Below are 22,766 nucleotides of genomic sequence, written 5' to 3' on the forward strand. Positions count from 1 at the left end.
CCATGTCCCTTTGATGTCGTCACAGTGGCGTAGGAAGTCTCCGATACTTATTTCGCGGTTTCCTACATTTTGTTTGCCTCTCCAGCAAAAAACGTGGTTATTATCCGGCGGCGCTTCGGGTCACAAACCCGGCGCCAGAAGATTGCCGTGTGTCTACAGACCCGGCAGTCGCAGCCGATCGGGACCACCCTGGCGCTGTCACCCACCGCGCAGGTTGTTCCTCGTCGTTGACCCTCAAATGGAAGTCGAGGTTTCAATTGATCACGCGGTTTGCAATCGACGATGCATTGGACAGGGCGACGGACGTCGTCAACGATTCTGTCATCTCCCCAGCTGCCTGCGCGGACCGCGCCGCGGTGTTCTTCGCCAGCCTTTCTCCCCCCGGTTTCCTGTGTGTGCCTGCGTGTGACGCGAGTCTGCATGCGCGCGCCGCGCCATCTTCCTGAATTCGAATGACCGAACCGGTACCTGATGCCGGGCCTGACTGGCAGGGCGCGTGCTGTCTCTGCCTGATCACAAAAATAATGCAGTCATGGACGGTAGCCTCCGATGCTCGACAACACTTCCTTGCGTGGGACGAATCCCGCGCAGCCCGACGTTTCATCCTCGATTCCGTTCGACACCGATCTGTGCGTGCACGGTCTGTTTGAAGCGCAGGTGCTGCGCAACCCCGTGGCCATTGCCGTACGCTGGCAGGAAGAGGCGCTCAGTTACCGCGATCTCAACACCCGCGCCAACCGCCTGGCCCATCACCTGTGCAGCCTCGGAGTCGGGCCGGACGTGCGGGTCGGGCTTTGTCTTGAGCGCTCGCTGGAGATGCTGGTGGGCGTGCTCGCGGTGCTCAAGGCTGGTGGCGCCTATGTGCCGCTGGATCCGGCGTATCCGACGGCGCGGCTGGCGCACATGCTGGCCGACAGCGCGCCGCCGGTGGTGCTGACCCAGAGCCAGGCGCGGCATGTCTTGTTGGCCGCGCTTGAACAATCGGCCACTGCACCGACGGTGCTCGACCTGGGCGATTCAACACATTGGGCTTCACAGTCACCTGACAATCCCGATCCCTACGCGACAGGCCTGACACCTCGGCACCTGGCCTACGTGATCTACACCTCGGGTTCGACCGGCACCCCGAAAGGCGTGATGGTCGAGCACCGCGGTCTGATCGCCGTGAGCGCTGCCTGGGCGCAACTCTATGCGCTGGATGAGCCGATCAATCACCTGCAAATGGCCGGTTTTTCCTTCGACGTGTTCAGTGCCGATCTGATTCGTGCGCTGGGGTTTGGCGGCACACTGGTGCTGTGCCCTCGGGACACTTTGATGGATCCGCCGGCCCTGTATCGCCTGATGCGGGAAGCGCAGATCGGTTTTGCCGACTTCGTCCCGGCGCTGCTCAATCCCTTGTTGGCCTGGATCGAAGAGACCGGTCATGACTTGTCGTTCCTGCGCACCGTGGTCTGCGGCTCGGATATCTGGACTGCCCACAGCGCACGGCAATTGCGCAGGTTGTGCGGTGAGCGGGTGCAGATCGTCCAGGCCTATGGCGTGACCGAAGCGAGCATCGACAGCACCTGTTTCGAGTTCACCGACGCCAGTCAGGTCGACACTGTGCTGCCCATCGGTCGGGCACTGCCCAATACCCGGATTTACCTGCTCGATGCTGACGGCGCACCGGTTGCCGAGGGTGTCGCGGGCGAACTGTACATCGGTGGCGTCGGCGTGGCGCGGGGTTATCTGAACCTGCCGCAACTCACCGACGAGCGCTTCATCGACAACCCGTTCGTGGTGGGTGAGCGCTTGTACCGAACCGGCGACCTTGCGCGTTATCGGGCTGACGGTCAGCTGGAGTTCCTCGGCCGCAACGACTCCCAAACCAAGTTGCGCGGCCTGCGCCTGGAGCTGGGAGAAATCGAAACCCGGCTGGCGGACATTGCGGGCGTGCGTGAAAGCGTGGTGCTGCTGCGACAGGACGGCCTCGGTGAACCTCGACTGGTCGCTTATTACTGCGAAAAACCGGGCACAACGCTGAGCCCGCGTTCCCTGCGTGACCAGCTGCAAACCAGCCTGCCGGATTACATGGTGCCGACCGCGTTCGTGCGTCTTGACGCGCTGCCGCTGACCGCCAACGGCAAGGTCGATCGGCCCGGTCTGCCGGCGCCGGACGTTGAGGCATTCGACCAACGGGATTACCAGGCACCACAAGGCTCGCTGGAAACCGCGCTCGCCGCGATCTGGGCCGAAGTGCTCGGCGTCGAGCGAGTGGGGCGTGAGGATCAGTTCTTTGCCCTCGGCGGTCATTCGCTGCTGGTGATGCGCGTGCTGGCGCAGGTTCGTCACACGCTGGGGCTGGAAGTCGCGCCTTCGACACTGTTTGCCGCGCCCGTTCTGGCAGCGTTCGCCGAACGGCTGCAAGCCAGTCAGGCTGCGGCTCGTCCAGCCATTGCGGCCCTTTCACGGTCGGGCGCGCAAACGTTGTCGTCTGCTCAGCAGCGCCTGTGGTTTCTGGCGCAAATGGAGGGGGGCAACGCGGCGTATCACATGCCGCTGAACCTGCGCTTGAGGGGTTCGCTGGATGTGCCGGCGCTCGAACGCAGCTTCAATCAACTGGTGGCGCGCCATGCTGCGCTACGCACGACGTTCATCGCCGTTGAAGGGGAAGGGCGTCAACTGGTTTCGCCGCCTGCGCACAGCATCCGGCTGACGGTGACTGACGTGCAGGGGCACGATGCGCAAGAGCGCCTGACCCGCTTGATCGACGAGGAGGGTGCCCGGCCGTTCGATCTGAGCCACGGCCCGCTGATGCGGGTCAGCCTGCTGCGGCTGGCGGCAGATGATCATGTACTGATGCTGACCCAGCACCACATCATCTCCGATGGCTGGTCGATGGGCGTGCTCACCCGGGAACTGGGCCAACTGTACGAAGCAGCGTTGCAGGATCGCGACGATCCGCTGCCGCCATTGCCCGTGCAGTACGTGGATTACGCCGTGTGGCAGAAGCAATGGCTGACCGGTGAAGTGCTGGAGCAGCAAAACCGCTATTGGCGCGAAACCCTTACCGGCGCGCCGGTGTTGCTGGAGTTACCGACCGATCACAAGCGTCCGCCCGTGCAGGATTACCTCGGCGGTTTTGTGCCGCTGGTCTTTGACGAAGCCTTGACCGCGCGCCTGAAAGCCTTGGGCATGCAGCAAGGCACCACGCTGTTCATGACTTTGCTGGCCGGTTTTTCGCTGCTGCTGTCGCGCCTGTCGGGGCAGAGCGATGTGGTGATCGGCGTGCCGTCGGCCAACCGTCCGCAACAGGAGCTGGAGGGGTTGATCGGCTTCTTCGTCAACACCCTGGCCCTGCGCATGACCCGGTCTGGCACACCATCGGTGGCGCAATGGCTGCAACAGGCGCGGCGGGTCGCGCTGGGCGCTCAGGAGCATCAGGATTTGCCGTTCGAGCAAGTGGTGGAGTTGCTCAATCCGCCGCGCAGTCTGGCCCACAGTCCGCTGTTCCAGGTGCTGTTTGCCTGGGAGCAGGATCAGGATTCCGATCTGCTGCTGACCGGGCTTGAAGTCACGCCGGTCGAGAGCAGTCATCACGTGGCCAAGTTCGATCTGCAACTGGCGCTCAGTGAACGGGACGGGCAGATTGTCGGCGGTCTGGAATACGCCTCGGGTCTGTTCGAGCGGGGCACTGTCGAGCAGTTCGGCGAGTACCTGCGTCGGGTACTGACGCAGATGGTCGAGGACAGCGAGCAGTCGCTGGCAGGGATCAAGCTGCTGAGCGCCGAGCAACATCAGCAGATTGTTCATGACTGGAACCGCACTTCACGCGATACGTCGTCACTGCCCGATTGCGTGGCGCGATTCGAGACCCAGGCTCGGCAACGTCCCGAAGCCGTGGGGCTGCTCGCCGAGCGCGAGCAACTGAGCTACCGCGAGTTGAATCGGGCGGCCAACCAACTTGCGCATTACCTGATCGAACAAGGTGTCGGCCCCGAGCATTGCGTCGGTTTGTGCCTGGAACGCTCGCCGCAAATGGTCATCGGCCTGTTGGCGATCCTCAAGGCCGGCGCGGCGTACGTGCCGTTCGACCCGGCTTATCCGAGTGAGCGTCTGGCGTTCATGTTCAGCGATGCCGCGCCGACTATGCTGCTGACGCAATCGAGCCTGATGGCCGGACTGCCGGCTAACGAGACGAAAATCTGCTGCCTGGACACTGACGCATCGCAATGGGCACAACACCCAACTGATGATCCGCAGGTCACGGTGAGCCCGGAGCACCTGGGCTACGTGCTCTACACCTCCGGCTCCACCGGGCGCCCGAAAGGCGTCGCCCACAACCGTCGCGCGCTGGATAACCTGATCGCCTGGCAACTCGATCAAGCCACAACACCACATCGCGTGCTGCAATTCGCCTCGCTGAATTTCGACGTCTCTTTCCAGGAAATCTGCAGCACCCTGTGCCAGGGCGGCAGCCTGTTGCTGATGACTGAAGACAGCCGCAAGGACCTCGCCGCATTGCGCCCGACCCTGGTGGCCGAAGGCGTGCAACGGGCGTTCCTGCCTTTCGCCGTGTTGCAGCAACTTGCCGGCCTGACCGAGGCTGATGCACCGATGCCGGCCGGTGGTTGCGAAATCATCACCGCCGGTGAAGCCTTGCAAATCAATGACGAGCTGCGCGGTTTTGTCCGTGGACTGGGCGGCGCGCAGTTGCACAACCAGTACGGGCCGACCGAAACCCATGTGGTCAGCCAGTTCAGTCTCGACTGCAACGAGGTTGAATCCTGGCCGGACGCGCCGTCCATTGGCCGTCCCATCGCCAACGCGCGGCTGTACGTGCTGGACGAGCATCTGAATCCGGTGCCGGTCGGCGTGGCGGGCGAGTTGTACATTGCTGGCACCTGCCTGGCCCGGGGTTATCTGAATCGCCCGGACCTGACCGCCGAACGCTTCCTGCCGGACCCGTTCACTGACGAACCGGGCGCGCGGATGTACCGCAGCGGTGACCTCGCGAAGTTCCAGGCCGACGGCAACGTGCAGTACCTGGGTCGTATCGATCAACAGGTGAAACTGCGCGGCTTCCGCATCGAGCTCGGCGAGATCGACAGCCTGTTGCACCAGCAACCCGGCGTGCAGGAAGCCGCCGTGCTGTTGCGCGAAGACGTGGCCGGGGACAAGCGTCTGGTGGCCTATGTGGTCGGCTCCGCGACCAGTGAGTTCTTGCGTGCCGAACTGCAACGCCAGCTGCCCGAACACATGATCCCGAGTGCCTGGGTCCGGCTTTCGAAATTGCCGCTGACCCGCAACGGCAAGCTCGACCGACAGGCGCTGCCGGCACCGGAGCGCAGTGCCGGAGCGACCTACGAGGCGCCGCGCAACGACATTGAACGGCAAATGGCCGAGATCTGGGCCGAAGTGCTCAAGTGCGAGCGGGTCGGCATCCACGACAACTTCTTCGACCTCGGCGGCCATTCGCTGCTGGCGACGCGGATGATCTACGCGATCAATCAGCGCATGGGCGCGCAGATGTCCCTGAGCAGCCTGTTTCAGACGCCGGTGTTGATGGATCTGGCGGCGCAGGTCTCGACTGATGATCAAAGAATCGAACCGGCGTTCATCCAGATCGAGTCGGATCGCAATAATCGACATGAACCATTCCCCCTGACCGATATCCAGCAGGCCTACTGGTTCGGTCGCGAAGCCACGGTCAGCCTCGGTGGCGTCAGCGCCCACGGTTACGAAGAACTGCGTATTCCCGAGTTCGACGCCGAACGTTTCGAGTTAGCGCTGAACCGCATGATCCAGCGGCACGACATGCTGCGCGTGATCTTTCTCAGCGACGGCACGCAACAGGTGCTGCCGATGGTGCCGACCTATCGCATGCCCCGCAGTGATCTGCGCGGTCTGCCCGCTGACGTGTCGCAGCGCACCCTTGAAGCAACCCGCGAACGCCAGTCCCATCAGGTGCTGGATGCCAGTCGCTGGCCGCTGTTCGAGTTCAGCCTGTCGCTGCTCGACGACGGCATCACTCATTTGCACATCAGCCTCGACGCGTTGATTGTCGATGCCGCGAGCACGCAGATTCTGGCGCGCGAACTGATGGCGTTCTACGTCGAACCGACGTTGGAACTGGCGGAACCGGGCCTGACTTTCCGCGACTACGTGCTGGCCGAACAGCAACTGCGCAACGGCCGCCGCTACGAACAAGCGCTGAGCTACTGGCGAGAGCGGGTGACCACTCTGGCCCCGGCGCCAGACCTGCCGCTGGTGCGCCAACCCGAAAGCATCGCCAACCCGCACTTCACCCGCCGCGACCGCGACATGTCGGCCGCGCAGTGGACTCAGCTCAAGGCCGTCGCCAAGCAGTTTGCGGTGACGCCGTCAGTGATGCTGCTGACCGCCTTCAGCGAAGTACTGGCGCTGTGGAGTCGCACGCCGCGTTTCACCCTGAGCCTGCCGCTGTTCAACCGTATGCCGCTGCACCCGGATGTCGACGAAATCATCGGCGACTTCACCTCGCTGGTGCTGCTGGAAGTCGGCATCGACGGGGCGCTGAGCTTCACCGACAAGGCTCGCGCCGTGCAGGCGCAACTGTGGCGCGACATCGACCATTCGGTGGTCAGCGGTGTGCGGGTGCTGCGCGAATTATCCCAGGCTCGGGGCGTGCAGCAGACGGCGATGCCGATCGTGTTCAACAGCACGTTGTCCGAGGCGGCGCCGGAACTGGCCGAATTCAACCTGGCCGACGCGTTGAATGCCAAACACATGCACAGCATCACCCAGACCCCGCAGGTGTGGCTCGACCACACGTTGCTGGAGCTGGAAGGACGCCTGTTGTTCAACTGGGACAGCATCGACGAACTGTTCCCGGAAGGGATGATCGAGCAGATGTTCGTCGCCTATAACACGCTGCTGGATCGCCTGTGCGAGCCGCAAGCATGGGCGGCGAACACGCCACAACTGTTGCCGCAGGCACGGTTGCCAGCGCCGGTCGACACTCAGAAAACGCTGCCCCTGATGCACGAACTGTTCGAGCATCAGGCCCTTGTCACGCCGAATGCACTGGCGGTAATCGGCGCGCGACAACTGACTTACGCCCAGCTACGCAATGAGGCCCGGCAACTCGGCGCCCGCCTGCAAGCGCACGGCGTGCTGCCGAACCGGTTGGTCGCGGTGGTGATGGAGCGCGGCTGGGAGCAAGTGGTCGCGACCCTTGCGATTCTGTATGCCGGTGGCGCTTACCTGCCCATCGAACCGAGTCAGCCAGCAGAGCGGCTGCGACATATTCTTGACCGGGCCGAGGCGAGTCTGGCCCTGACCCAACCGGCGCTGCTCGACAAGATCGAATGGCCGGCGCAGGTCACGACCATTGCCGTGACCGAAGAAGTCTCAACCGATGCATTGCCACTGCAACCGGTGCAGGTGAACGAAAGCGACCTCGCTTACGTGATCTACACCTCCGGCTCCACCGGCCAGCCGAAAGGCGTGGTGATCGACCATCGCGGTGCGGTCAACACCTTGCTCGACATCAACCGCCGTTTTGCCGTCGGCCCGACCGACCGTGTCTTGGCGATCTCGTCGCTGAGTTTCGACCTGTCGGTCTATGACTTCTTCGGCACGCTGGCCGTGGGCGCGGCAGTGGTCATCCTCGACCCGCAACTGACCCTCGATCCGGCGCACTGGCTCGAATTGATCAAGCGTCATCAGGTCAGCCTGTGGAACTCGGTGCCGGCACTGCTCGGCATGCTGGTCGAGTACGTGGAGGGCGAGAGCGGCGCGTTGCCTGCCAGCTTGCGGGTGGCGATGCTGTCCGGTGACTGGATTCCCCTCACCTTGCCCGAGCGGGCCTGGACCTTGCAGCCGGATTTGCAACTGATCAGCCTGGGCGGCGCCACCGAAGCGTCGATCTGGTCGATCTGCTATCCGGTGCAACACGTCGACCCGGCGTGGCGCAGCATTCCCTACGGCAAGGCCCTCGATCATCAGCGCTTCTACGTGCTGGATGAAGCGCTGCAAGTGCGACCGACCTGGGTCGCGGGGCAGCTGTACATCGGCGGTATCGGTCTGGCCAAGGGGTACTGGCGCGATGAAAAGCTCAGCGCGGGCAGTTTCTTCAACCATCCACTGACCGGCGAACGGCTGTATCGCACCGGCGACCTGGGGCGCTTGCTACTGGACGGCAACATTGAATTCCTCGGTCGCGAAGACAATCAGGTCAAGGTGCAGGGCTATCGCATCGAGCTGGGCGAGATCGAAGCCGCGCTCAATCGCCATCCCGGCGTGCAGAGCGCGGTGGTGCGGATTCTTGGCAGCACGCTGGGCGAGAAACGTCTGGCGGGTTATGTGCTCAAGGCCGATCCGGCGTTGCAGGCCAGTGACTTCACCGACTACCTGACGGACAAGCTGCCGGCGTACATGATTCCGACGTCGTTCACCTTCGTCGAAGCCTGGCCGTTGTCCTCAAACGGGAAGGTCGACAAGAAGCGTCTGCCGGAACCTGAGCAAGTCGAGGAACAAGGGCCGGCGCTGGAAGTCGAGGGCCCGCAGGAACAGCGGCTGGTGGAAATCGTGCAGGGCGTGCTCAAGCGCGAATCCATTGCCGCCAATGCCAACCTGCTGAACCTCGGCGCGACCTCGATCGATATCGTCAGGATCAGCAACGCCTTGTCCGGCGCCTTGCAGTTCCGCCCGCACGTGGCGCAACTGCTGGCCCAGCCGACGTTGCTGCATCTGCTGGGCATGTACCGCCAGAACCGGGCGCGGCAGGAATTGCTCGGCAACGTGCAGCAGGCACCGGAAACATCGCAGGACATCATCGAAGATCCGCAGCAGCGGGCGCAGTTCAAGGCTGAGCAACGCGGTCGCCGTGACTTCGCTCAAACCTTGCCGGAGGTGGCATTGGACTTGCCGCAAGACCCAGCGTTCGCCCGGCGTTTGAGCGATTACCGCTCGGTGCGCCAGTTCGGCGCGCAGCCGATTGCGACTCAAGCGTTCGCGCATTTGTTGGCGGCACTGGCCCAGGGGCAGCTCGACGGTGAGGTGAAATACCAGTTCCCGTCGGCGGGCGGGCTGTACCCGATTCAGGCGTACCTCTACATCAAACCGGATCGCGTGCTCGGCGTGCCCGGTGGCGCGTATTACTACGATCCTCGCCAGCATCGCTTGCTGGCGCTCCAGAGCGGACTGCTCGACCCGGACACCTACGACTATTTCGTCAATCGTCCGGTGTACGAGAACGCCGCGTTCTCGCTGTTTTTCATCGCCGACATGGCGGCGATTCGTCCGCTGTATGGCGAGCGCAGCCGCGACTTCTGCCACATCGAAAGCGGTGCGATGGCGCAACTGCTGAGCATGACCGCCGTCGAGCAGGGCCTTGGCCTGTGCGGAATCGGTTCGGTCGAGGAGCAGCAACTGACGGCGCTGTTCGACCTCGGGCCAAGCCATGAATTGATCTACTCGATGATCGGCGGGCTGCGCACGGCCGATGAGCAGCACCGCGCGCCGGTCGAGGCATTTGCCATCGAACCTGTGACCGAAAGCCTGGACGACGAAGACATGGAGGAGTTCGAAGTATGAATGCCGATCAATTGCTGGCGCTGTTCGCTCGCCATGGCGTGGTACTCGAGGTGGACGGTGACAGGCTGCGCTGCAAGGCGCCTCGCGGGTTTCTCACCGAAGAACTGACCCAGGCGCTCAAGCGTCACAAACAGGAACTGATTGTCTTGCTCGGTGGCCGGGATGACGCCGTGATTCCCCGCCGTGTTGGCGAAGAAACGGCATGGCCGCTGTCGTTCTCGCAGCGGCAACTGTGGTTTCTCGATCAGTTGGAGCCCGGCAATCCGTTCTACAACGTGCCGACGGCGGTGACGCTAAAAGGGCAACTGAACGTCGCGCTGCTGGAGCGGGCGCTGAACGAACTGATTGCCCGCCACGAAGTCCTGCGCACGACGTTTTGCAGTGTGGAGGGCGAACCACGTCAGGTGGTGCATCCGTCGATGCCGCTGTTGTTGTCGGTGACGGATCTGCGCCAGCTGTCTGCCGATGAGCGCGAGCAAAAAGTGCGATTCGCCGTCGAACAGGACGCCCGGGCGCCGTTCGATCTGGCCACCGGGCCGTTGTTGCGCGCGTCTTTGTTACGTGTGGCGGACGATGAATACCTGTGGCTGTACAGCGTGCATCACATCATCGCTGACGGTTGGTCGATGGGCGTGATCCTGCATGAGGTCGCCACGCTGTACGGTGATTATCTGCGTGGCGATACACCGACTCTTGCGCCGCTGCCGGTGCAATACGCCGATTACGCCTGCTGGCAGCAACAGCGCGTGGGCGGTGCGGTGCTGGACGCTCAACTTGATTACTGGCGTCGTGCCTTGGACGACGCGCCGCTGTTGTCGACCCTGCCTGCCGACCGGCCGCGACCATTGGTGCAGCGTTATGTCGGTGCCACTTTCCGTTCCTCCGTCGATGGCGGCACCTTGCGCGAACTCACGGCGCTGGCCCGCCAGACCCAGGGCACGCTGTTCAACGTGCTGCTGGGCGCGTTGGCGGTGTTGCTGTGGCGCCACAGCGGTCAGCAGGACTTGTGTATCGGCACACCGTTCGCCAACCGCAATCGTCCGGAAATCGAGCCGCTGATCGGTCACTTCGTCAACACGCTGGTGCTGCGTCAGCGCCTCAATCCGCAGCAGACCTTCGCCGAATTGCTGCGCGACGTGCGTGGCCAGATGCTCGATGTTCACGCCCATCAGGACGTGCCGTTCGACCGTGTGGTCGAAGCCGTCAACCCGCCGCGGGATCCCGGTCATTCGCCGTTGTTCCAGGTGATGCTGGTACTGCAGAACACCCCCGGCAGCGGCGTGCAGATGTCCGGCCTGCAACTGGCGCCGTACAGCACCAGCAGCGCCACGGCCAAGTTTGACCTGGCGTTCGAGTGGGTCGAGCGGGAAGGGCGGCTGGACTTGCTGGTGGAATACAACACCGACCTCTACGACGTCGCGACCATCGAACGCCTGAGCGGGCACTACCGTCATCTGCTCGAACAGATCGCCGCTGATCCCAAGCAACCGATCAATGCATTGCCGTTGATGAACGAGGCTGAGCGTCAGCAGGTGCTGGTCGACTTCAATCGCACCGCGCCACTGACGCAAGCGGCGCCCTGCGTGCACCAACTGGTCGAAGCGCAGGCCGCGAGCAACCCTCAGGCCTGCGCGGTGGTCTTTGAAGGTGAGTCGCTGAGCTACGCCGAACTCAATGCCCGGGCCAACCGACTGGCGCGGCACTTGCGCACGTTGGGTGTCGGCCCGGATGTGCGCGTGGCGGTGTGCATCGAGCGCTCGCTGGAATTGCCGGTGGCGTTGCTGGCGGTGCTCAAGGCCGGGGGTGCTTATGTGCCGCTGGACCCCGATTATCCGCTGGGGCGCTTGAGTCATATGCTCGGCGACAGCACACCGGCGGTGTTGCTGACCCTCGGCTCGGCGCACGGGATATTGCGTCAGGCACTGCAAGGTTCGACCTGGGAAGCGCCGATCCTCGACCTCAAAGAGGACGCTGTGAGCTGGGCGTCGTTGCCTGCGGACAATCTCGATCCGCGCAGTGTCGGCGTCACCCCTGACCATCTCGCCTACGTGATCTACACCTCCGGCACCACCGGATTGCCCAAGGGCGCAATGGTTGCCCACCGTGGCCTTAGCAACCTGCTGTTGTGGTGTTTGCAGGTCTGCGGCGAAGCGGGGGCGATGCTGCACAAGATCCCGTTCGGTTTCGATGCCTCGGCCTGGGAGACGTTCTGGCCGCTGGCAACCGGTGGGCGACTGGTGATTGCACGGCCCGGCGGACATTACGAACCGGCCTATCTGGCGCGCGAAGTTTGCGAGCAGCGGGTCACGGCGTTGGTGTTCGTGCCGGCGATGTTGCAGCTGTTTCTGGAGGTCGAAGAAGTCAGCCTGTGTGCTTCGCTGACCGATGTGTTCAGCGGCGGCGGTGAACTCCCGCCAGCCCTGGCCCGGCGTTTTCAGGAGCGCCTGCCCCATGCTCGGTTGCACAACGTCTACGGCCCGACCGAAACCACGGTGATCAACAGCGTCTGGACCCTGGAGCCCGGCGCCGAAGTACCGGCCCGGCAACTGCCGATCGGACGGCCGATTTCCAACAACCGTTTTTATGTACTCGATGACCGCGATGAGCCGGTGCCGGTGGGTGTCACCGGGCAATTGCACATTGGCGGTGTCGGCGTCGCTCGGGGTTATCTGGGGCTGGTGCGGCTCAGTGCCGAACGTTTTATCGACAATCCGTTTGTGACAGGCGATCGGCTCTATCGCAGCGGCGATCTGGCGCGCTATCGGCCGGACGGTCAGCTGGAGTTTCTGGGGCGCAACGATTTTCAGGTCAAGTTGCGCGGCGTGCGTCTGGAACTGGGCGAGATCGAAGCCCGGCTCGAAGCGTTTCCCGGCATTCGCAGCGCCGTGGTGCTGATGGTCGGCGAAGCGGCGCAGGATCAGCGGCTGGTGGCCTGTTGTGTGGTCGCCGAATCGATGGATGAAGCGGCGGTGCAGGCCCATCTGGCGACGACACTGCCCCGAGCGGTCGTCCCCGGCAGTTATCTGTGGCTGGACGCGCTGCCACTGACCGCCAATGGCAAGGTCGACCGTGCCGCGCTGACGGCGTTGGCGGATGAAGAAATGGTCAATCGTCAGGTCAACCTGAGCAGCCCGCGCGATCACATCGAGCTGACGCTGTACCAGATCTGGAAACGCCTGCTGCTGGTGCCGCAGATCGGCATTCGCGACAACTTCTTCAATGTCGGCGGCACCTCCATCGCCGCGATCAAGATGGCCCATGAAATCAGCCAGGTGTTCGCGGTTGAAATGCCGGTGCGCGTGGTGCTCAGCTACCCGACCATCGAAGCGCTGGGCGGTTGGCTGCGTGTCGGGGCCAACCCGGCGGTTGCGCAGGGCAATCTGATCGAGTTCCGTCGAGGCTCGGGTCACAGCAACGTGGTGTGCATTCACCCGGCGGGCGGTACGGCGTTCTGTTACCTGTCGCTGGCCAAGGTGTTGCCGGATGAGGCCGGCGTTTACGGCGTGCAATCGCCGGGGCTGAATCCGGGGGAGAGTACCGAGCCGACAGTCGAAGCAATGGCCGAGGCCTATCTGCGGCTGATCGAACCGCTGACCGCGCAACCGCTGATCCTCACCGGATTGTCGTTCGGTGGTCTGGTGGCCTATGAAATGGCGCGGCTGTTGACGGCGGCGGGGCATCGTCAGGTGACCGTGGTGCTGCTCGATACCCAGGGTAGCGACGATCCGGGTTTCCGCGAGCAGATCGGCACCGTGGACATGGCCGAGTTCCGCGACAAACTGGTGCGCTTCAACGGCATGTACCCCGGCATCGAAGACGCGCAAGTCGAGCGCTATTTCCACATTTACAACCACAACCGAATGGCGATGGCCGCCTATGAATGTGCGCCGCAAGCCCGGCGTGTGGTGCTGATTCAGGCCCGAGAAGATTTCAGCCGCCATCAGTTGCATGAACTGCGCGGATTCTGGCGTCGCCGCGCCGGCCACGGCTATCTGGCGAAACTGGTCAGTGGCGGGCACTGGGACATGCTCGAAAGCGCGGAAATCCATCGGGTCTCGCAGATCATCCGTCGGGAGCTGCAACGCTTCGACGCGCAGGAGGCGAAATGATGAACGCGTCCAATGACCTGACGTTGCTTGCACGCTTTGACGAACAGGTACGGCAACATCCGCAAGCCCCAGCCGTCATCGATGGGTCGGTAACCCTGACCTACGCCGAACTGGCCAGCGCCAGCGAGCGCATCGCCCGAGGGTTGCTGGCGCGTGGCGTCGAGCCCGGCCAGTCGCTGGCGCTGTGCATGCCGCGTTGCTGGCAATGGCTGGCGGCGATCCTTGGCGCATTGAAGGTTGGCGCGGTGGTCGTGCCGCTGGACCGTGCCAGTCCGCTCAAACGCCGTGAGTTGATGCTGGCGGATGCAGCGTGTGTCGGCCTGATTACCCAGGATGAGGAATCGCTGTGGTCGCCTTCATTGTGGCAAACCAGCGTCGAGGCCTTGCTCGATCAACCGGACATTCCACCGCAAGCGCTGGCTGAAGACTTTGCCGAGGTGATGTTCCTGTTCTACACCTCGGGCACCACCGGCACGCCGAAAGCGGTCGAGATCGGCGAGCGTGGCTTGCTGCGCCTGGCGCACACCGACGGCTATATCGAAATTCGTCCGACGGACCGCTTCGCCTGTCTGTCCAACCCGGCGTTCGACGCTTGCAGTTTCGAACTGTGGGCACCGCTGCTCAACGGTGGCTGCTGCGTGATGATTGCCGACGAGGACGTGCTGGATGCGCGCCGGCTGGCCGAGGTGCTGGAGCGGACGCGGGTCGACAACCTGTTCATGACGGTGTCGCTGTTCAACACCTTGATCGCCGAGTGGCCGTCGTGTTTTTCCAGCGTGCGGCAGGTGCTGATTGGCGGCGAGCAGATCAGCGCCGCAGCGGTCCGTGCCTGGTATCGGGCCAACCCTGAGAGCCAGTGCCGGATTCATAACGTCTATGGCCCCACCGAATGCACCACGTTTGCCCTGTGCTGGCCGATCAGCCGCGACTTTGCCGGCGACTCGGTGCCCATTGGCCGACCGCTGCCGGACACCGGCGTGCAGGTGCTGGATGAGCAGCAACGGCCGGTGCCGGCGGGAGAGGTGGGCGAACTGTATTTGAGTGGCAGCGGCGTCGCCCGTGGCTACCGCAATCGCCCTGAAGAAACGGCCCGTCAGTTCGTCCGTTTGCCCGACCTCGACGGTGGTGCACACGTCCATTACCGCACTGGCGATCTGGTGCGGTGCAATGCCGATGGTTTGATCGAGTGTCTGGGACGGGTCGATCGCCAGGTGAAAATTCGCGGCTTCCGGATCGAACCGGGGGAGGTGGAGCAGCGGATGCTGGAGCATCCGGGCGTGGCGCAGGTGTATGTCTGCACCCGGCGTCAGGCGGCTGAAGATCATCAGCTGCTGGCGTTTATCGTGCCGCGCGGGGAGCTGGACTATCACGCCTTCGAAACCCACTTGCGAGCGCAACTGGCGCCGTATATGCGGCCGCATCAGTTGTTCCTGCTGGAGCGCCTGCCGCTGACGGCCAATGGCAAGATCGATCGTGATGGCTTGCTGGGCCAACCGCTGAATCCGTGGCATCCAGTTTTGGCGGCGATGGACAACGACAACGCTTCGCCGGCGTTGGACTGGTTGCTGGGTCAGGCCCGTTCGCTGCTCGGTCAACCGAGCCTGAGCGCACAGGATGACTGGCTGGGCAGTGGCGGCGATTCGCTCAAGGCCATGCGCTTGCGCTCGGCGATTCGTAGCCGTTGGCAGCGCGAGCTCACCATCGACACGTTGCTCAATGAACCGTTCTCGGCACTGGCCGAACAACTGACCGCTGAGCTGACGTGGCCTTCGATCTATCCGTCCGCGCCACCGATCAGCACGGCCCGACGCTTGCCAGCCACTGCCGAACAGCGCCGCTTGTGGCTGTTGCAGCAACGTACGCCGAACTCGACCGCTTACAGCGTGCCGTTGATTCTGCATCTCGCGACAGGTGTCGATCTACCAGCGCTGGCCGAGGCTGTGGGACGTCTGGTGCTGCGCCATCCCGGATTGCGCACGGCGTTCGTGCCCGGTGCCGATGGCCTGGATCAGGTGATCGCCGAGCAAGGCCCGGCCTGCCGAACCTTCGCAGTCGGGCATTTCACCGAAGACAACTGGCAGGCGTTCGCGGAACTGGTGTTCAGCACACCGTTCGACCTGACCACGCCGAACCTGTTTCAGGCGTGGCTGTTGCCGTTTGCCGATGGCCGCTGCCGGCTGTTGCTGAACCTGCATCACATCATCGTCGATGGTTGGTCGGTGAACCTGTTGTTCGACGACCTGACGCAGCTCTACAACGATGCTGTGCAGGGTTGCGAAAGCCCTGAGCCGTCAGCACGTCTGACGACGCTGGAATTTGGCCAGTGGCAGGGCCAGTGGGGCGTCGATCCGCATTATCGCGACCAGCGTCGCGCATTGGCCGAGTTGCATCGTCGGCAGGAAGAACCGTCGCCCGCACTGATGCCAATGCGCGAAATCAGCCCGGATGCCCGGTTGCATCGAGAACCCTTGGGTGCCGTACGCAGCGCCGCCCTCGAGCGCTTTTGCACGCAACAGCGACTGACCCGTTTCGAAGTGCTGTTCAGTGTCTTCGCCTGGAGCCTGTACGCCTTGACCGGATGCGAGCGGCCACGGATCGCCAGCCCGGTGTCCAATCGGCCACTGGCAGAGTTCGAGGACAGCGTCGGCATGTTCGCCAACACCGTGCTGATCCCCACCACCGTAAACCACGCACTGACCCTCGGCGAGCAGTTGCGCCAGCAGACCGCTAGCGTGCGTGAGGTGCTGGCATTGCAGGACGTGGCGCTGGCGGATCTGGTGGAAGACCTGCGGCTTTCATCGAATACCGCACTGTTCGATTTCATGTTCGTGCTGGAAAACACTGATTACGCCGCACTGGCCGACTCAAACCTGCGCGCCACCCTTGAGTTCAACGAACACCTGCACGCCAAGTGCCCACTGACCTTGTTGATGGTGGGCAGCGGCTCGCAGCTGGAGTGCTGGTGGGAATATCAGTGCAGCTATTTCGATGCAGAACAGGTGAGCACGCTGAACGCATTGTTCCGCCGTGGTCTGGACCTGTTGCTGGAAAGCCCGGCGGCCACGCTCGACAGTCTGCTCGGTCCTTATCGACACGGTTTGGCTCCGGCCAGTGAAGGGCCGAAGGGCGAGCTGCCATTCAACACCCTTGCGGACTGGTTCGAGCATCAGGTCCATTGCACGCCGGATGCGGTTGCATTGGTTAAAGGTCAGCGCCGCCTCACCTATGGCGAGCTGAATGGACTGGCCGACGTTCTGGCTGCTGACTTGGTCGAGCGTCATCCGTTGCCGACCGGGAATGCTCCGTTGCATGTCGTGCTGTTTCTCGACGCGTCGGTGGAGCACATCGTCGCCTTGCTGGCTCTGGCCAAACTCAACCTGACCGCCGTGCCGCTTGATCCAGCTTACCCGGTGGCGATCCAGCGTCAGGTGCTGGAGCAGGCGCAGCCGCATTGCCTGTTGTTCAGCGACGCGACCGAAGCGGCGCTGGATGAGCTGAACGCGGGGCGGTTCGCCGTGCACCGGGTTGACCTGCGAACGGAGACAGGGCCATTCGAACGCCCACGTCATGCCGGTGAACGACCGCTTTACACGCTGTTCACCTCCGGCTCGACCGGTACGCCGAAAGGTGTGCAAGTGTCGGAAAGCACCCTGTGCAACCTGCTGCAATGGCAGCGCACGGAAGGGCAGTTGCCGGCGAAAGCGGTGACCTTGCAGTTCTCCATGCTGTCGTTCGATGTGTCGTTTCAGGAGATTTTCAGCACCCTCTGCGGGGGCGGCTGCTATCACCTGATCACGCCGCGCTGGCGTCAGGATGCCGAGGCGTTGCTGGGTTACATGGTCGAGGCGCGGATCGAACGGTTGTTCCTGCCTTACGTGGCCTTGCAGCATCTGGCGCAAACCGCCGTGGCCCGGGGCATCTATCCGTCGGCGTTGCGTGAGGTGATCACGGCTGGCGAGCAACTGCTCTGCACGGACGCGCTGCGCAACTGGTTCGGCGGCATGCCGCAAGCTTCGTTGTTCAATCACTATGGCCCGACCGAAACCCATGTGGTCAGCGCCTTGCGCTTGCCAGCCGTGGCGCGGGACTGGCCGTTGCGGGCGCCGATTGGCCATGCCGTTGGGAATGCCCGGTTGCTGTTGGTCGATGAACACGACCGCCCGGTGCCGAACGGCTGCCGTGGTTACCTGCTGGTGGCGGGGCCGATGGTTGAGCGTTGTTATCTGGCCGATCCTGCGCTGAACGCCGCGCGATTCGTCGAGTTGGCAGAGGGCCGCTTGTTCTATCGCACCGGCGATCTGGCGCGGGCCGACGCCCAGGGTTGCCTGCACTATCTGGGGCGCGACGATCAGCAGATCAAACTCAGCGGCCATCGTCTGGAACTGGGGCAGATCGAGGCGGCGCTGATGCAGGTGCCGGAAGTGGTCAACGCGGTGGTGGCGGTTCAGGTCGATCCGCCACGCCTGACCGCGTGGCTGCAACTCGATGGCGAGCCCGCGACGTCTCAACAACTGGATCGTCAGGTGGCGCACCGACTGCCATCCCATGTACGAATCGATGAATATCGGCGGATCGACGTCTGGCCACGCACCCCCAGCGGCAAGATCGACCGCAAGGCTTTGCCGAATTTAGGTGCGGCTTTGGAGCGGCGCAGCACACCACAACCGGTTGTTCAATTGACCTCGCTGGAACGGCAACTGAGCGAGCTGTTCCAGACAGTCATCGGGCGGGACATTGAGCCGGAGCAAACCTTCTTCGAGGCCGGCGCCACCAGCCTCGGCCTGATGCGTCTGCATGCGCGTTACACCCAGGAACTGCCGCACAAGGTGACGATGGCCGATCTGTTCGAACACGTCACGGTACGGCGTCTTGCGGCGCATCTGTCGACCGCGCCAGTGGCGGCGGTACGCGTACGACAAGCCGATGCAGGCCATCAACCGATGGCGATCATCGGCATGTCGGTCAATGTGGCCGGGGCGCAGAACCTGTCCGAGTTCTGGGCGATGGTGCAGGGTAACGAGCTGGGCATCGAGCACTTTGCCGCGGAAGAAGGCCTGATCGGCGCCCGCAGCCAACTGGCCGGCATGCTCGATTTCGATCCCGAATATTTCAGCATCAGCCGCCAGGAAGCACGGCTGATGGACCCGCAACAGCGGCATCTGCTGATGGGCTGTGTGCAGGCTCTGCAACACGCGGCCATCGTTCCGTCGGCGGATGGCCCGCGCATCGGCCTGATCGCCAGTTGCGGCGAAACCACGTACTTCCAGCAGATGCTGCGCGACACCGCGGAAGGCGATCTGCCGGACGGTTTCCAGATGGCGCTGCATCACGACAAGGACTTTCTGGCGACCAAAGCCGCGTATCACCTGGACCTCAACGGCCCGGCCCTGAGCGTGCAGGCGGCGTGCGGCAGCTCGCTGATCGCCGTGCACCTGGCCAGTTCGATGCTGCGCCAGGGCGACAGTGATGTGATGCTGGCGGCCGGGGTGTTGATCGACCCGACCCTGAGCGATGGCTATCGTCATCGCTCGCAGCACATCTTTTCCGCCGATGGCCTGTGCCGTCCATTCAGCGACGACGCCAGCGGGACCATCGGCGCCAGTGGTTATGGCGTGGTGGTGCTCAAGCCATTGGCCAGGGCGCGGGCGGATGGCGACCGGATCTACGCGTTGCTCGAAGGCTCTGCACTGAACAACGATGGCCGGGCCAAGATGAGTTACACCGCGCCGTCGGTGGCCGGGCAGAGTGCGGTCATCAGCGACGCCTTGAGTCGCGCCGGATTGACCGGTGCCGACATCGGCTACATCGAAGCCCACGGTACCGGCACCTTGCTGGGCGATCCGATTGAAGTCGCGGCGTTGACCAAGGCCTTCGGCGATGCGCCGGCCGGTCAATGCGCGTTGGCCTCGGTGAAGAGCCAGATCGGACATCTTGGGGCGGCGGCCGGGGTGGTCGGGCTGATTCGCGCAAGCCTCGCGGTGTTCCATGGCGTGCTGCCGCCGAACCTCGGGTTCGGCCGGATCAATCCGCAGATCGATCTGGAGCATTCGCCGTTCTACGTACCCACCACGTCCCGGCCATGGCCGGAAGGGCGGCGGCGTCTGGCCGGTGTCAGCAGTTTCGGGATCGGTGGCACCAACGCCCATGTGATTGTCGGCGCCGCACCCAAGGCGCAGGACTTGACCGAGGAAACGCTGCCACTGCTGATGGTTTCGGCCCACAGTCGAGCGGAATTGCTGCGCGATATCGCGGCGATCCGCGAGCACATGCAAGCGCATCCAGAGCAGCAGACCGCGTTGCTGCGCCACTTGCAGTCAGGTCGCCGGCAACTGCGCTGGCGCTTTGCGATGGTCTGCCGGCCGGGTGACGAAATTCCTTTGCTGCCGACAACGATCAAGGAAATCACCGCGTCGGGTGTACAGATGATCGCCCGTGATCATTCAGCGCAGGCATTGCTGGAGGCGTGGTACGAAGGCGCAACTATCCAGTGGCCGCAGCGCTCGGCGCCACCGCCGTGGGATTTGCCGCCATCGTCGTTCGATCTTCAGACTTATCGGTTTCAACCCGCTGCCGAAATCGTTGCCCCCGTTTCGGCAGGTATCGAGCGGCAACCGCTGGCGCAGTGGTTCCATCAGCGGCAGTGGGTGCGTGTCCAGCGCCTGAGTGTGAAGGCATCTGATGCCAAACGAGAAACGCTGATCCTTTGCTGCCATGAAGCACCCGGCGCGGCATTACTGGAAAATCTGCGAACGGTTTATCACCGCGTGATTCAAGTCCGCACCGGCAACGGCTTCAAGCATCTCGGCGCAGATCGTTTCGAACTGGATCCTCTGGACAACGAAGCCCTGAATCGTCTGCTCACCGAGGTCACAGAACCTGAACCCGGCGAACTCGACTGGCTGCACACCTTGCCGCTGGCGGTGTCAGGCGCAGTCAACGAGCAATCTCTGGATCTGGCGCAGTGGGCCTGTCTGGACACGGTCAGCGCGCTGATGCAGGCCTGGGGGCAAACTGCACGGACGACACGTCTGCGGTTGTGGTTGATGTCGTGGCAGGCGTGCCCGGTGGACGGCGAGGTTCGGCGTCCCGAACTGGCGGCACTGGCCGGGATCACCGAAGTGGTGCCGCAGGAATACCCGGTGCGTTGCCACTGGCTGGACTGGCCGTCGCCGCACCTTGATACGCAGGCCGGGGAATTGGCGGCGTTGCTTGTCGATCCGGCCGCGTTGCCTCGGCGAATGGCGGTGCGTGACGGTTACCTGTGGCAGCCACGACTGATATCCCAGCCATTGCCGAGCCTGGCGACCACCTCCAGCCTGTTGCCGGACGACGGCACGTTTCTGGTGCTGGGCGGCACGGGCGGGATCGGTCGGACCTTGTGCGAACACCTGCTGCAGGCACCCGCACGACGTGTAGTGTTGCTCTCGCGTCAGGGGCAATTGCCTGCAAATCTCGCGACTTATGCGCCGAGAATCGACTGCGTTCAGGCGGACATCGCTGACCTGTCGAGTTGGCCGCAGGTACTCGATCAACTGGCCCGGCGCTACGGCCAACTGTCCGGGGTGATTCATGCGGCAGGTGTCGGCGCGGGCAGTCTGATTCGCCACCGTGATGCCCGGCAGATGGCTGAGGCGATGGCCGCCAAGACCCGCGGCATGCTGGCGGTCGAAAGCCTGATCGAACAGCTTACGCCGGGCTTCGTCCTGTACTGCTCGTCGATGTCGGCATTGTTCGGCGGCGTGGGGCACCTGGACTATTCAGCGGCCAGCGGTGTGCTCGACGGCTTCACTCATTACCGGGCGGATTCGGCCAGTACTTGCCTGCGCCTGGGGATCAACTGGGACATCTGGCGCGACATCGGCATGGCCACGACCAGCAATGGCGGGGACGCTGCGCACCAGGAACATCTGACGGTCGGCTTGTCGGCCGAAGAGGGTTGTCGGGTATTCGATCTGGCGATGGCGGCGCAGTTGCCGCAATTGTTGGTTTCCACCACCGGCATTGACACGGCGCGGCGCTTCTATCCGGTTCGCCATGGCGCCGTGGGGGCGCAGGTCGAAGCGCCGAAGGGCGTGGATCTTTCCGTGCGTCTGCGTGAATGCCTGTGCAAATGGCTCGGTGTGACGGATCTGGAGGACGATAATTCGCTGTATGACCTGGGTGCGGATTCGCTGACCTTGCTGGACCTGATCGACGAGTTGCAAGCGGCCACCGGTGAGGTGTTCCAGCTGTCGCAGTTCAGTCACAAGGTCAGCCTGAGCGAGGTGTTGGGGTTGGTGAAAGGCTGCTCGGTCGAGGCGCCAACTGCCACGCAGAGCAGTTGGAGCGGCGCGGTGCGGATCGATCAGTGGCATGTCGGCGCCGGTCGCGAGTGGCTGTATCTGATTCACCCGGTGGGCGGTGATGTTCAGGCCTACCGGGAACTGGTTTCGGCGTTGCCTGCGGATCTTGGGGTGTGCGTGATTGCGGACCCTGCGTTGCGTCTGCCGGCGCTACCGAACATCAGTATCGTCGAGCGCGCCCGGTTGTATCTGGAGGTAATCAAGGCCCACCTCCCGGCCGGCTGTGCCTGGCGCCTGGCGGGATGGTCGTTCGGTGCCTGGGTGGCGCAGGCGCTGTGTCAGCAAGCCCAGGCTGACGGTTTCAGGCAACCGCTGCTGTACCTGATCGATCCACCCGCGCCGGATGCCGGTGCGGAGCTGGCCGGCATCGACGAGCGGACCATCGAACAGGTGTTCCAGCGTGAGTTCGCCCAGCGCTGGCCTGACGTTGAAGGGCAGGCGATGTCCGAGGAGCGTCAGGCTTATCTGCAACGGCTGACAGTGTGCTGTCGCAACAACATGACCAGCATGGTCGACTTCCAGCCACCCGCGTTGGCCGCCACAGCGGTGCGGATGTTCATCGCCGGGCATGCCAACCCTTATGGGCTGGGCAACAACTGGAACATGAATGACCTGCAACGCAACTGGCAGGCATTGCTGCCGCAACTGCGCAGTTGGCAACGGCTGGACACTGATCACTACGGCATCGTGGCGGGACGTTGGGCGCGGATGCTGGCCGAGGTCATTGGCACGGAGGGGCCGTCGATATGAATGAGCC

Annotated in this window: 3 protein-coding genes; all 3 read left to right on the top strand. The window is 63.4% G+C overall.

Annotation, left to right across the window (positions count from 1 at the left end; genetic code table 11):
* Positions 1-549 precede the first annotated feature (549 nt).
* The 3 genes from AC1RMX_RS27760 to AC1RMX_RS27770 are packed head-to-tail and all read left to right on the top strand — an operon-like array spanning position 550 to position 22,759.
* Complete coding sequence (locus AC1RMX_RS27760; RefSeq protein WP_493073677.1) at positions 550-9,558, top strand: amino acid adenylation domain-containing protein; 9,009 nt, start codon at positions 550-552, stop codon at positions 9,556-9,558.
* Positions 9,555-13,667 (top strand): non-ribosomal peptide synthetase, encoded by a 4,113-nt coding sequence (locus AC1RMX_RS27765; RefSeq protein ID WP_493073678.1) that lies wholly within the window; start codon positions 9,555-9,557, stop codon positions 13,665-13,667. Before AC1RMX_RS27760 ends, AC1RMX_RS27765 begins: the two co-directional genes overlap by 4 nt.
* Complete coding sequence (locus AC1RMX_RS27770; RefSeq protein ID WP_493073680.1) at positions 13,664-22,759, top strand: hybrid non-ribosomal peptide synthetase/type I polyketide synthase; 9,096 nt, start codon at positions 13,664-13,666, stop codon at positions 22,757-22,759. Before AC1RMX_RS27765 ends, AC1RMX_RS27770 begins: the two co-directional genes overlap by 4 nt.
* Positions 22,760-22,766: the final 7 nt, after the last annotated feature.

Source organism: Pseudomonas sp. GW822-FHT03F04, assembly GCF_058801405.1.